The 13,233-nt window shown below is 66.2% G+C and carries 11 protein-coding genes; 1 reads left to right on the top strand and 10 read right to left on the bottom strand.

From position 1 onward, the window contains the following. Positions 1-68 precede the first annotated feature (68 nt). The 9 genes from hflC to P5703_RS01840 form a co-directional block, all read right to left on the bottom strand. Positions 69-935, bottom strand: a complete 867-nt coding sequence (gene hflC / locus P5703_RS01880; RefSeq protein WP_197860851.1) for a protease modulator HflC — start codon at positions 933-935, stop codon at positions 69-71. Further along, the gene (gene hflK, locus P5703_RS01875) at positions 935-2,113 is read right to left on the bottom strand and encodes an FtsH protease activity modulator HflK (protein WP_011914682.1); all 1,179 of its coding nucleotides are present in this window, start codon (positions 2,111-2,113) and stop codon (positions 935-937) included. Before hflK ends, hflC begins: the two co-directional genes overlap by 1 nt. 98 nt (positions 2,114-2,211) lie before the next feature. Then, the gene (hflX, locus tag P5703_RS01870; protein ID WP_014597765.1) at positions 2,212-3,513 is read right to left on the bottom strand and encodes a ribosome rescue GTPase HflX; all 1,302 of its coding nucleotides are present in this window, start codon (positions 3,511-3,513) and stop codon (positions 2,212-2,214) included. An 11-nt stretch (positions 3,514-3,524) separates the two neighbouring features. After that, positions 3,525-3,779: an RNA chaperone Hfq gene (gene hfq, locus P5703_RS01865; protein ID WP_003283098.1), complete on the bottom strand. Its 255-nt coding sequence runs from the start codon at positions 3,777-3,779 to the stop codon at positions 3,525-3,527. 92 nt (positions 3,780-3,871) lie between these two features. After that, positions 3,872-4,843: a tRNA (adenosine(37)-N6)-dimethylallyltransferase MiaA gene (gene miaA, locus P5703_RS01860; protein WP_279641538.1), complete on the bottom strand. Its 972-nt coding sequence runs from the start codon at positions 4,841-4,843 to the stop codon at positions 3,872-3,874. 81 nt (positions 4,844-4,924) lie between these two features. Further along, complete coding sequence (gene mutL / locus P5703_RS01855) at positions 4,925-6,802, bottom strand: DNA mismatch repair endonuclease MutL (protein WP_014597767.1); 1,878 nt, start codon at positions 6,800-6,802, stop codon at positions 4,925-4,927. Beyond that, complete coding sequence (locus tag P5703_RS01850; RefSeq protein ID WP_041772003.1) at positions 6,799-8,214, bottom strand: N-acetylmuramoyl-L-alanine amidase; 1,416 nt, start codon at positions 8,212-8,214, stop codon at positions 6,799-6,801. The genes mutL and P5703_RS01850 overlap by 4 nt, the downstream gene beginning before the upstream one ends. 17 nt (positions 8,215-8,231) lie before the next feature. Further along, positions 8,232-8,702, bottom strand: a complete 471-nt coding sequence (gene tsaE, locus P5703_RS01845; protein ID WP_197860850.1) for a tRNA (adenosine(37)-N6)-threonylcarbamoyltransferase complex ATPase subunit type 1 TsaE — start codon at positions 8,700-8,702, stop codon at positions 8,232-8,234. Beyond that, on the bottom strand, positions 8,690-10,180 hold the full coding sequence (locus P5703_RS01840) for an NAD(P)H-hydrate dehydratase (RefSeq protein ID WP_279641537.1): 1,491 nt from the start codon (positions 10,178-10,180) through the stop codon (positions 8,690-8,692). Before P5703_RS01840 ends, tsaE begins: the two co-directional genes overlap by 13 nt. A 73-nt stretch (positions 10,181-10,253) precedes the next feature. Between P5703_RS01840 and queG the strand changes: the two genes are divergently transcribed. Next, positions 10,254-11,327 (top strand): tRNA epoxyqueuosine(34) reductase QueG, encoded by a 1,074-nt coding sequence (gene queG / locus P5703_RS01835; protein WP_014597769.1) that lies wholly within the window; start codon positions 10,254-10,256, stop codon positions 11,325-11,327. A gap of 9 nt (positions 11,328-11,336) precedes the next feature. Here queG and ftsH read toward each other — a convergent pair whose 3' ends face one another. Next, positions 11,337-13,178, bottom strand: coding sequence for an ATP-dependent zinc metalloprotease FtsH (gene ftsH, locus P5703_RS01830; RefSeq protein WP_106442370.1), 1,842 nt, complete (start codon positions 13,176-13,178; stop codon positions 11,337-11,339). Between the last annotated feature and the right edge of the window lie 55 nt (positions 13,179-13,233).

The raw sequence follows: 13,233 nt of genomic DNA, 5'->3' as shown, positions 1-13,233 counted from the left end.
TTTCCCCATGGGTCACCCGGCGACACGCGCGTGCCGCCGGAGAACCCCGGGCAAATGGCCGTGAAACGCTACTTGTTGCTCTGCAGATAGCGGAAGAAGTCGCTCTTCGGATCGAGCACCAGCACATCTTCCTTGCTGGAGAAGCTCTCACGGTAGGCCTGCAGGCTACGATGGAACGCGTAGAACTCCTGATCCTGTCCGTACGCGGCGGCATAGATCGCAGCAGCCCTGGCATCACCATCACCGCGCAGCTCCTCCGCCTCGCGGAAGGCCTCGGCCAGCAGCACCCGGCGCTGACGGTCGGCGTCGGCACGAATACCTTCGGCCAGCTCCTTACCCTTTGCGCGATGCTCGCGAGCCTCGCGTTCACGCTCGGAACTCATCCGCTCGAACACGCTGCGGTTGACCTCGCGGGGCAGATCGATGCCCTTGACGCGCACATCCACCACCTCGATACCGAGCTCCTGCTGAGCGGCGCGATTGAGACTGGTGGTGACCTGCGCCATCAGTTCGTCACGCTGGCCGGAGACCGACTCGTGCAGGGTGCGCTTACCGAACTGGTCACGCAGCGCCGCCTCGAGACGACGCGCCAGACGCTCATCGGCAATCTGCTTCATCCCCGACGTCGCGGTATAGAAACGCTCGGCATCGTCCACACGCCACTTGGCATAGGAGTCGACCATCAGCGCCTTCTTCTCCAGCGTCAGGAAGCGTGACGTGGTGCTATCAAGCGTCAGCAGTCGCGCATCGAACTTGCGCACCGAGTTCACGTACGGAATCTTCATGTGCAGCCCCGGCTTCACGTCAGGCTCGACGATCCGGCCGAAGCGCAGCAGCACGGCACGCTCGGTCTGGGAAACGATGTAGAAGCTGTTCCACAGAACGATGGCCAGCACCACACCGACGATCAGGGCGGTAAGGGATTTATTGCTCATCAGCGACTCTCCCTCGTACGAACTTCACGCGGATCCAGCTCCGGCGGCAGACGAGTGCCCTGGGTTGCCGCCGCACCCGACGCCACTCCGGCAGGTGCCGGCGTGCTTGCGCCACGGCTGTTGATCATCTTGTCCAGCGGCAGATAGAGCAGATTCTGCCCACCATCGCCACTCACCATGACCTTGCTGGTATTGCTCATGACTTCCTGCATGGTTTCCAGATACAGACGCTCGCGCGTGACTTCCGGTGCCTTGCGGTACTCGGCGACCAGCTTGCTGAAGCGGTCGGCCTCACCCGTCGCCCGTGAAATCACCGCATCGCGGTAACCGCTGGCCTCTTCCAGCATGCGCTGGGCCTGACCACGAGCCTCGGGGATCACGCCGTTGGCGTAGGACTCGGCCTGGTTCTTCTCGCGCTGCTCGTCTTCCCGCGCCCGGATCACGTCATCGAACGCTTCCTGCACTTCACGCGGCGCCGCAGCACTCTGGATGTTGACCTGGGTGACGACGATGCCGGTGCCGTAGTTGTCGAGGAAGCGCTGCAGGCGTTCCTTGACCTCGCCGGCCATGACCTCACGACCCTCGGTGAGCACCTGATCCATGGCAGTGGAGCCCACGACGTGGCGCACGGCACTGTCGGTGGCGTGCTGCAGGCTGATTTCAGGCTGATCGACGCTCAGCACGAAGGACTGCAGATTGCTGATCTTGTACTGAACGGTCAGCGGCACCTCGATGATGTTCTCATCCTCGGTGAGCATCTGCCCCTGCTTGCTGTACGAGCGCTCGCGCGTCACGTTCTCCTGGAACTTGCGGTCGATCGGCGGGAAGTAGATGTTCAGGCCCGGCCCCACCGTCTCGTGATACTTGCCGAAGCGCAGCACCACGGCCTGCTCCTGCTCGTCGACGATATAGATGGCGTTGAACAGCCACACGGCCAGCAGCACCACCAGCGCCACCCAGACAAGGCCGAAACCGCCGCGCTTGCCGGAGCCACCAAAGTTGCCGCCACCACGTTTCTTGCCGCCGAACATGCCGTTCAGGCTGTCCTGCAGCTTGCGGAAAGCCTCATCGAGATCCGGTGGCCCCTTCTGGTCGCCACCGCCGCCACGACGGCCGCCGCCACCACTGCCCCAGGGATCCTGGTTGTTCGAGTTGCCACCCGGCTCATTCCAAGCCATAGCGCTCTCCATTCAAATAAAGCTAAAGACGCGCCCACGGCGCGCCCGCCAATGCTACAGAAAGCCCCGAACGACCGGCAAAATTGCCGATCGAGGCTTTATTGCAAAGTGTGTTGCTCGATGAACTCGTCCACCCGCAACCCTTCGCGGCTGATCAAGCGATTCAGTTCGACCCGCGGCAAGCGAACTTCCAGCAGGCTGCCACCCTCCTCGTCGTGCGTCTCGCGCTGCACCGCACCCAGCTCGAAGAACTGCGCACGCAAGCGCCCCAGCCTCTGCGGAAGGCACAACGTGCCGACGAAGAGATCGTCGCCGAGCAGCTCGGCGACGGCCTGACGCAGCAGGTCCAGCCCCAAATCGTCACGGGCGGACACCCAGACGCGCTGCGGCTTGCCATCGGCATCGCGCTGTATCTGCGGCTCGATACCCTCGAGAAGGTCGAGCTTGTTGTACACCTCGAGCATCGGCAGCTCGTTGGCGCCGATCTCGCCAAGCACCGCGAGCACCTGCTCGATCTGCTGATCACGTTCGGGCTCGTGAGCATCGATCACGTGCAGCAGGAGGTCGGCGTTGCTGGACTCTTCCAGCGTCGCCCGGAACGATTCCACCAGCTTGTGCGGCAGATGACGGATGAAGCCCACCGTGTCGGCCAGGATCACCGGCCCGACATCCTCGAGCTCGAGGCGGCGCAGCGTGGGATCGAGCGTGGCGAACAGCTGATTGGCGGCGTAGACCTCGGATTCGGTCAGAGCATTGAATAGCGTGGATTTGCCGGCGTTGGTGTAGCCCACCAGCGACACGGAAGGAATGTCCGCACGACGCCGGCCACGACGGGCCTGCTCGCGCTGGCCACGGACCTTTTCCAGACGCTGCTTGATCTGCCGGATGCGCACGCGCAGCAGGCGACGGTCGGTCTCCAGCTGGGTTTCACCCGGCCCCCGCAGGCCGATACCGCCCTTCTGCCGTTCGAGGTGGGTCCAGCCGCGGACCAGCCGCGTGCTCATGTGTTCGAGCTGCGCCAGTTCGACCTGCAGCTTGCCCTCGTGGGTACGCGCCCGCTGGGCGAAGATGTCCAGAATCAGGCCGGTGCGATCGAGCACACGGCATTCGAGCGCGCGCTCGAGGTTGCGCTCCTGGCTGGGGGTCAGCGTGTGATTGAAGATCACCAGCTCGGCCTCGCCTTCCTTGACGAGGTCATGCAGCTCCTCGACCTTGCCGCTGCCGATCAGGAACTTGGCGGAGGGCTGGTGGCGGGAAACATTGACGAAGCCAACCGTTTCCGCCCCCGCCGAACGCGCCAGCTCCTGGAACTCCTGAGGGTCCTCGCGCGCCGCGGGATCCTGGCCGTCCAGGTGCACCAGGATAGCCCGCTCACCGCCACCGGGACGTTCGAAGAACAAAGAAACCTACCTCAGTCGTTACCCGACTCGGATTGCTCGGCATCGCCAGCGGTCGGCAGACGCACGGGGCGGCCCGGAACCACGGTGGAAATGGCGTGCTTGTACACCATCTGGCTTACGGTGTTTTTCAGAAGGATGACGAATTGGTCGAAGGATTCGATCTGGCCCTGCAGTTTGATGCCGTTGACCAGATAGATGGAAACCGGGACGCGTTCCTTACGCAGTGTGTTGAGGTAAGGGTCTTGTAGCGAATGCCCTTTTGACATGTGCCGCACTCCTTAGAGGATCTGTTTTCATTAGTGTTCTAAACGTACAACCGACGATCCACTTGTTGAGAATAGACGGTCAATTAGCAGTGTCAGCTCAATATGGAGAGCGATTGCAGGTATTTCAATGCGCGCGGCAGATTGTCGCAGGACAAACTGTCCAGCCAGTGAACCTCCCCCCAGCTTCGCAACCAGGTGAACTGACGCTTGGCCAGTTGCCGGGTGGCGATGATGCCGCGCTCCACCATTTCCTCGCGAGTCGATGAGCCGTCCAGGTATTCCCACACCTGACGATAGCCAACCGCGCGAATGGATGGCATGCCGAGGTGCAGGTCGCCACGAGACCGCAAGGCTTCGACCTCTTCGACGAAGCCCTGTTCAACCATGTGCCGGAAACGTCTCTCGATGCGCTCGTGCAGGATGTGGCGTTGCGCGGGAGCGATACACAGTTGCGCGACAGTATAAGGCAAGACGCCGGAGCCTGGCGCGTCTGGGCCGGCTTTTTGCGACCTTTGTCGGGCGCGATGCTCGCTCATGGTCAAGCCGCTGACACGATGGACCTCCAGCGCGCGCACCAGCCGCTGCGGATCGTTGGGATGAATGCGTGCAGCCGACTCCGGGTCCACCTGCGCCAGCCGGTCGTGCAGCACCTGCAGCCCCTCGCTTGCTGCCAGGGCTTCGAGTTCCGCGCGCACCGAAGCATCAGCCGCCGGCATGTCCGCCAACCCTTCCTGCAACGCCTTGAAATACAACATGGTTCCGCCGACCAGTAACGGAATGCGGCCGGCGGCGGTGATCTCCGCCATGGCCGCCAGCGCATCGCTGCTGAACTCGGCAGCCGAGTAGCTCTCAGCCGGATCGAGGATGTCCACCAGGCGGTGCGGGAACTGCGCCAGTACCTCGGCAGAGGGCTTCGCCGTGCCGATGTCCATGCCACGGTAGACCAGCGCCGAGTCGACGCTGATCAGTTCGCAGGGAAGCACGCGCGCCAGCTCCAGCGCCAGGTCAGTCTTGCCCGAGGCGGTGGGACCCATGAGAAAGATGGCGGGAGGCAGAGAAGACATCGGCGGGCTCGGCAGGCGTGGCCGCATAGTTTCCAGTGGCAGGCGGCAGGTCGCAAGCACGGCCTGCCGCCCGGAGCCGGGTCAGCGGCCGCGCAGGAACAGCTTGTCCAGATCGTCCATGCCCAGCTGCGTCCAGGTCGGGCGGCCGTGGTTGCACTGCCCACTACGCTCGGTGTGCTCCATGTCGCGCAGCAAGGCATTCATCTCCGGCAGCGTCAGGCGGCGGTTGGCACGTACCGCGCCGTGGCAGGCCATGGTCGCCAGCAACTCGTTGAGGTGTGCCTGGATGCGGTCGCTGGTGCCGTACTCCAGCAGATCGGCAAGCACGTCACGCACCAGCTGGGTGGCCTCGGCCTGCTTGAGCAACGAAGGAATCTGACGGATCGCCAGGGTTTCCGGACCGAGGCGCTGCAACTCGAAGCCGAGCATCTGGAACCACTGCGCGTGCTCTTCCGCGCAATCGGCCTCGCGCTGACTGAGTGCAATGGACTCGGGCACCAGCAGCGGCTGGCCGCGCAGCCCTTCGCTGGCCATGGCAGTCTTCAGCCGCTCGTAGGTGATGCGTTCGTGGGCGGCATGCATGTCCACCAGGACCATGCCCTGGGCATTCTCGGCGAGGATATAGACCCCCTTGAGCTGCGCCAGCGCGTAACCCAGTGGCGGCACGTCATCCTGGCTGGCCGGCAGCGGCGCCGCGGCGCTTTCGGGCAGCGGAGTGAAAAACTCGCGGTAGGCGCCCTGGGCCTCGGCGGTATAGCCGGCCGACGCCGGGCGTGGCGCCTGATAGCCCGCCCCCGCACCCCGCCAGGCGGATGTCTCGCCTTGCGGCCGCTCGAGCACGCTGGCCGACAGGCTCATCTCGCTCTGTCCGGCGAACTCGCCGGCAGCCAGTCCGGACACCTGGGTCATCGGCGCTACGCTCGCCGGCGCGGCCAGCTGGTCCTCGGGACGCACATCGCCCAGCGCGCGGTGCAGCGTGCCGTAGAGGAAGTCATGGACCATACGGCTGTCGCGGAAACGCACCTCGTGCTTGGTGGGATGCACATTGACGTCCACCACCGCCGGATCGACGTCGAGGAACAGCACGAAGGTCGGATGCCGGCCGTTGAACAGCACGTCGCGATAGGCCTGGCGCACCGCATGGGCGACCAGCTTGTCGCGCACCATGCGCCCGTTGACGTAGAAGTACTGCAGGTCCGCCTGACTGCGCGAGAAGGTCGGCAGTCCGACCCAACCCCAGAGCCGCAGCCCGTTGCGTTCGATCTCGATGGGCAGCGCCTGCTCCAGGAAGGCCGGCCCGCATACTGCAGCGACGCGCCGCGCACGGGCGCTGTCGTCGTTGGCCTGATGCAACGCCAGCACGCCCTTGCCGTTGTGGCGCAGATGGAAGGCCACATCGAAGCGCGCCAGCGCCAGGCGCTTGATGACCTCCTGCAGGTGGTCGAATTCGGTCTTCTCGGTGCGCAGGAACTTGCGCCGCGCCGGCGTGTTGAAAAACAGATCACGCACTTCCACCGAAGTGCCCACCGGGTGAGCCGCCGGCTGCACTCGCGCTTCCATTTCGCGCCCCTCGGTTTCCACCTGCCAGGCCTCGCTGGCATCGGCGGTACGCGAGGTCAGCGTCAGACGCGAGACGGAGCTGATCGAGGCCAGCGCTTCGCCGCGAAAGCCCAGGCTCATGACTCGCTCGAGATCTTCCAGATCGCGAATCTTGCTGGTGGCGTGGCGGGCCAGGGCCAGCGGAAGGTCGTCCGGCGGTATACCGCAGCCGTCGTCGCGAACCCGCAACAGCTTGACCCCGCCCTGCTCGACGTCCACCTCGATACGACCGGCGCCGGAGTCCAGGCTGTTCTCCAGCAGCTCCTTGATCACCGAGGCCGGGCGTTCGACCACCTCGCCAGCGGCGATCTGGTTCGCCAGCCGCGGGCTGAGCAGCTGGATGCGTGGCGCTTGCGTCATGGCTGGGACGCCAGGGTGGTAGCGGGAATGTTCAGCGTCTGGCCGATCTTGATCACATCGTTGCTCAGGTTGTTGGCGCTGCGCAGCGAGGCCAGGCTGACCTGATAACGCTGGGCGAGCAGCGCCAGGCTTTCGCCCGAGCGCACGACATGCTCGCGCGGGCCGGCGGCGATCTTGCCGGAATCACGCAGCCAGGCGACGTAGGTCCCCGGCGGCGGATTCTCGTGGAAGAACTGCCGCACGCCACTGTGAATGGAGCGCGCCAGCGCCTGTTGATGACTGGATGTCTGCAGTTTCTTGGCTTCCGACGGATTGGAGATGAAGCCGGTCTCGACCAGGATCGAGGGGATGTCCGGCGACTTCAGCACCATGAAGCCGGCCTGCTCGACGCGCCGCTTGTGCAGCGGCGTGATGCGCCCCATGTTGCTGAGCACCTTCTGCCCGACGTTCAAACTGGACGACAGCGAGGCGGTCATCGACAAATCCAGCAGTACGCCGGCGAGCATCTGATCCTTGTCGCCGAGGCTGACGTTTCCGGCACCACCGATGAGGTCGGAGCGGTTTTCGCTGTCGGCCAGCCAGCGGGCGGTTTCCGAGGTAGCGCCGCGGTCCGACAGGGCGAACACCGAGGCGCCGTACGCTGCCGAGCGCGGCGCGGCATCGGCGTGGATCGAGACGAACAGGTCGGCGCCCTTCTTGCGGGCGATCTCGGTCCGTTTGCGCAGCGGAATGAAGTAATCGCCGGTGCGCACCAGTTCGGCGCGGAAGCCTTTCTCGGCGTTGATCTGGCGTTGCAGCTCCTTGGAAATCTGCAACACCACGTGTTTCTCGTAGACCTTGCCGGGGCCGATGGCGCCCGGGTCTTCGCCGCCGTGGCCGGCGTCGATGGCGATCACGATGTCACGCTTGCCACCCGAGGTGGCCGGCAGCTTCACCGCCGGCAGGGTCGGCGAGACCGGAGCAGCCGGGGTGGACGGTGTGGCGGTCGCCGGCGGCTGGGTGGCGGCACGGGCCGCAGTGGCCTGGTCGAACAGATCGACCACCAGACGGTGTCCATACTGCTGGTTGGGCGCCAGGCTGAAGCTCTTCGGCGAAACGGGTGCATGCAGGTCGACCACCACGCGCAGCGTGTTGGCATCGTGCTGACCGGCGCGCAGGGACGCGACCGGCGTGTTCTGCAGAGCGAGCTTGTCGAGCTCGGTTTTCAACGTCGCGCCAGTGACGTCGATGACCAGCCGGTCGGGTGCGGTGAGGGTGAAGATCTTGTGTTCGACCGGCCCTGACAGGTCGAACACCAGGCGGGTGTTGTCCGGCGCACGCCACAGACGCACGCTCTGCACATCGCTGGCAGCAAACAGGTCCGTCGCCATCAGCGACAGCACCAGGCCAACAACCAGGGTGCGAATGCGCATCCCCAAACCCATGTTATTCATAGCTCTCCGTCGGTCAGGGCGACACACCAGGCTTCGCCCCGCGCGGTATGGGGCGACAGGCGCAGCGTTCGGCCGGCCTCATGCGGCGTAATGGTAATGTCCATGTCGGCCTTTGGCAAAACGCCGGCCCCGCGCTCCGGCCACTCGATCAGGCACAGCGCGTTGCCCTCGAAATAATCGCGGATGCCGAGAAACTCCAGCTCTTCGGGATCGACCAGACGATACAGATCGAAATGGAACACCTGGACCTCGCCCAGTTCGTAGGGCTCGACCAGCGTGAAGGTCGGGCTCTTGACCTTGCCCTCGTGGCCGAAACCACGGATCAGGCCGCGTGACAGCGTGGTCTTGCCGGCGCCGAGGTCGCCATGCAGATAGATAACGCCCCGACCACCGGTCACCCGGGCAATGCGCGCGCCCAGTGCGAGCATCGCCGCCTCGTCCCCGGCATACAGATTCACTTCAGGCATGGCGACTGCTCCTCGAACAACTGACGAATCACCGGAATCAGATCACTGGCGGCCAGGCCGCGACCCAGCGGGCCAAGGCGCTCACCGGCGGCGGCGTGCAGCCAGGCGCCCAGGCAGGCCGCCTCGAACGGCGCCAGCTGCTGCGCCAGCAAGGCACCGAGCACTCCGGCCAGCACGTCGCCGAGCCCGGCACTGGCCATCGCCGGATGGCCGCGATCGCACAGGGCCAGCCGGCCATCCGGCGCCGCGACCAGCGTGCCGGCCCCCTTGAGCAACGCGACGCACCCATAACGCTGCGCCAGCGCCCGCGCCGCCGCCGGGCGATCGGCCTGCACCTCGCCGACCGAGCACTTCAGCAGTCTCGCTGCCTCGCCCGGATGCGGCGTGATCAGGCAGCCGGACGGCAATTCGACGGCACCGGTAGCGAGCAGGTTCAACGCATCGGCATCCCAGACCTGCGGCTGCTCGCGCTGCGCAGCCGCGGAAATCAGGCTACGCCCCCACGGCGCCTGGCCGAGGCCGGGACCGACCACCAGCACATCGGCACGTTCCAGCAGCGCCGTCAGGCTGTAGGTGGACTCGACGCCATTGCACATGACCTCCGGCCGGCGCACCAGCGAAGCGCTGACGTGCTCCGGGCGGGTCGCCAGGGTCACCATGCCGGCCCCACAGCGCAGCGCCGCCTCGGCGCTGAGCAGCGCGGCGCCGCCGGTACCCAGATCACCGCCGATCACCAGCACCTGGCCGAAACTGCCCTTGTGCGCGGTCGGCGAACGAGGTGCGACCCGCGCCAGCGAGCCATGGTCGAGGCGCACGGCCTCACTGGCCACCTGCGCGACGGTTCCCGGGTCGGCCTGCAGGTCGTCGAACACCAGCGCGCCGACGCGATCCGGGCCGCCGGCGGTGAACAGGCCGAGCTTGAGGCCAATGAACGTCACGCTGAGATCGGCGCGCACTGTTTGCCCCAGCACCTGACCGGTGTTGGCGCAGAGCCCGCTGGGCAGGTCGATTGCCAGCACCGGACGGCCGCTGGCGTTGATCGCCGCGATCGCGCTCGCATAGGGCTCGCGCACCGCGCCGGTCAGACCGGTGCCGAGCAGCGCATCCACCAGCACGCCCTGCAGCGGCGCCTCCGCTCGCCAGGGTTCGATGGGCACTCCGCAATCTCGCGCTTCGGCGCAGGCCAGCGCCGCGTCGCCCTGCAGCGTCTGCGGATCGCCCACCGCCAGCACCCGCACCTGCCAGCCAGCGCGCTGCGCCAGCGCCGACAGCAGGTAGCCATCGCCGGCATTGTTGCCGCGCCCCGCGAGCACCGTGACAGCACCTGCATCGGGCCAGCGCCGGCGCAGCGCGCGCCAGGCGGCATGAGCGGCACGCTGCATCAGTTCGAAACCGGACGTACCGGCGGCAATCAGGCGCGCATCGAGTTCGCGCACCTGGGTGGCGTTGTACAGGGCGACGGGCAGAGAATCGGTCATCGGTGCAGGGATCATCGCGGCGGAATGTCTGGCAGAATTATACGCACCCGCTCACTTCCAGCCGCAGTCTCCGATGTCCAGCTCCGCTCTCGATCCCGTCGTACTCGCCGACTCCATCAAGGAGTGGGGCCGCGAGCTCGGCTTCCAGCAGGTGGGGATCACCGGCGTCGACCTTGGCGAGCACGAGGCGCACCTCGAGGCCTGGCTCCAGGCGGGCTATCAGGGCGAGATGGACTACATGGCCGCCCACGGCAGCAAGCGCTCGCGGCCGGACGAACTGGTGCCCGGTACGCTGCGGGTCATCTCGTTGCGCATGGACTACCTGCCGGGCGACACCCGCATGAGCCAGCAGCTGGCCGACCCGGAGAAGGCCTATGTGTCGCGCTATGCCCTGGGCCGGGATTACCACAAGCTGATCCGCAAGCGCCTGCAGCAGCTGGCCGAGCGCATTCAGCAGGTGGTCGGTCCGTTCGGTTTCCGCGCCTTCGTCGACAGCGCGCCGGTGCTGGAGAAGGCCGCCGGCCAGCAGGCCGGGCTCGGCTGGATCGGCAAGAACACCCTGCTGCTCAACCGCAAGGCCGGCAGCTGGTTCTTTCTCGGCGAGCTGTTCGTCGACATCGCGCTGCCGGTGGACGAGCCGGTGTCCCGCGATCACTGCGGCAGCTGCCACGCCTGCCTGGACATCTGCCCCACCGAGGCGTTCGTCGGCGAACGGCTGCTGGACGCGCGGCGCTGCATTTCCTACCTCACCATCGAGCTCAAGGGGCCGATCCCGGTCGAGCTGCGCGACAAGATCGGCAACCGCGTATTCGGTTGCGACGATTGCCAGATCGTCTGCCCCTGGAACCGCTTCGCACGCCCCACCGAGCAGAGCGACTTTCAACCGCGCCATAGCCTGGACAACGCTGAACTGGCGACCTTGTTCCGCTGGACGGAAGAGGAATTTCTCAGCCGCACCGAGGGCTCGCCGCTACGCCGCGCCGGCTACGAACGCTGGCTACGTAATCTCGCAGTGGGCCTGGGCAATGCGCCGTCGAGCATCCCGGTGCTGGAAGCGCTTCAGGCACGCCGCGACGATCCGTCGGAGCTGGTGCGCGAGCATGTGGAGTGGGCCCTGGCCCAGCACGCCGGTCGCGCACCGGCCTGAAACACCCGGCTAGGGCGCCGGGAGCGCCGCGGCGTCGGGCGCGGCGGCGCTCAGTTGGCGCAGCTCCTCGGCATCCAGCGTTTCCTGTTGCAGCAACTGCCGGGCGCAGCGCTCGAGCAGCTCGCGCCGTGCCTCGAGCAACGACAGGCTGCGCTGGAAAGCCGCCTGCACCAGCTCCTGCACTTCCTCGTCAATGGCCGTAGCGGTGCTTTCGGCGTAGTCGTGCTGCGGTTTGAGGCCGAGCAACGCTTCGTTGCCGAGAAAGGCGTTGGGCTCACGTTCCAGCGCCAGATGGCCGAGGCGCGTGGACATGCCGTAACGGGTGACCATGGCGCGGGCGATGTCGGTGACCTTTGCCAGGTCGTCCGCCGCGCCGGTGGACAGATGGGCGAACACCAGCCACTCCGCCGCGCGGCCGCCGAGCAGCACGGCCATCTTGTTTTCCAGCTCCTCGCGGGTCATCAGGAAGCGATCCTCGGTGGGCCGCTGAATGGTGTAGCCCAGCGCGCCCATGCCGCGCGGGATGATCGACACCTTGTGCACCGGATCGACGCCCGGCAGCGCCATGGCCACCAGCGCATGGCCCATCTCGTGGTAGGCGACGATCTCGCGCTCGCGCGGGTTGAGCAGGCGATTGCGCTTCTCCAGCCCGGCGATGATGCGTTCGATGGCCGCGGTGAAGTCCTGCATCGCCACCGCCTCGGCGTTGCGCCGGGTTGCCAGCAGCGTCGCCTCGTTGACCAGGTTGGCCAGGTCGGCGCCGGTGAAGCCCGGGGTCAGCGCGGCGATGGCCTGGGGATCGACATCGGTACCCAGCCGCGACTTCTTCAGGTGCACGTTGAGAATCTGCACCCGCCCGACCTTGTCCGGCCGGTCCACCAGCACCTGGCGGTCGAAACGGCCGGCGCGCAGCAACGCCGGGTCGAGGATCTCGGGGCGGTTGGTGGCCGCCAGCAGGACGAGCCCGCTGGAGGTGTCGAAGCCGTCCATCTCCACCAGCAGCTGGTTGAGCGTCTGCTCCTTCTCGTCATGCCCGCCGGACAGGGGGCCGGCACCGCGGGCGCGGCCGAGGGCGTCCAGTTCGTCGATGAAGATGATTGCCGGTGCCTGCGCCCGCGCCTGCTCGAACAGATCGCGCACCCGCGCCGCACCGACACCGACGAACAGCTCGACGAACTCGGAACCGGAAATGGAGAAGAATGGCACCTTCGCCTCGCCCGCCACGGCGCGCGCCAGTAGCGTCTTGCCGGTGCCCGGCGGGCCGACCAGCAGCACGCCCTTGGGCATGCGCCCGCCGAGGCGGCCGTAGGTTTGCGGGTCGCGCAGGAACTCGATGATTTCCTTGAGCTCGTCCTTGGCCTCGTCCACGCCGGCAACATCGGCGAAGCTCACCTTCATGTCGGTCTCGACGTAGACCCGCGCCTTGCTCTTGCCGATCTGCATCATGCCGCCGCCCCCCAGGCCGCTGCCGATGCGCTTGAGCAGGAACAGCCAGATGCCGAAGAACATCGCCGCCGGGATGATCCACGACAGCAGGTCGCGCACCAGCGTGCTTTCCACCTTGCCGGTGTAGCGTACCGGGTACTGCTGCAGATGCTCGGCCAGCTGTGGCTCGACGCGGTTGGTGATGAAACGACGCTGACCACCGGCCAGGGGCTCCTTGAGCCGGCCTTCGATGCGCCGGTCCGTGATGGCCAGTTCATCTATGCGCCCTTCCTTGAGGTGCTGCTCGAACTCGCTGTAGGGGATGGTCGCCACCTCCTGCTGCGCCGACAGCAGGTACTGGAGGCCGAGAAACACCAGGATGGCGATCATCCAGTAGTTGAAATGGAACTGAGCGCGGTCTTTCACACCGTTTCTCCTTGTGGCGCGGACCCGTCAACTATGCCTGTGCGGCCGCGAGCTT

Origin of the sequence: Stutzerimonas sp. FeSN7 (genome assembly GCF_030263795.1) — a bacterium.
In the GTDB taxonomy this organism is placed as follows: domain Bacteria; phylum Pseudomonadota; class Gammaproteobacteria; order Pseudomonadales; family Pseudomonadaceae; genus Stutzerimonas; species Stutzerimonas stutzeri.
Note: the sequence above shows the minus strand (reverse complement) of the source record. Positions and strands in the feature narration are given on the sequence as shown.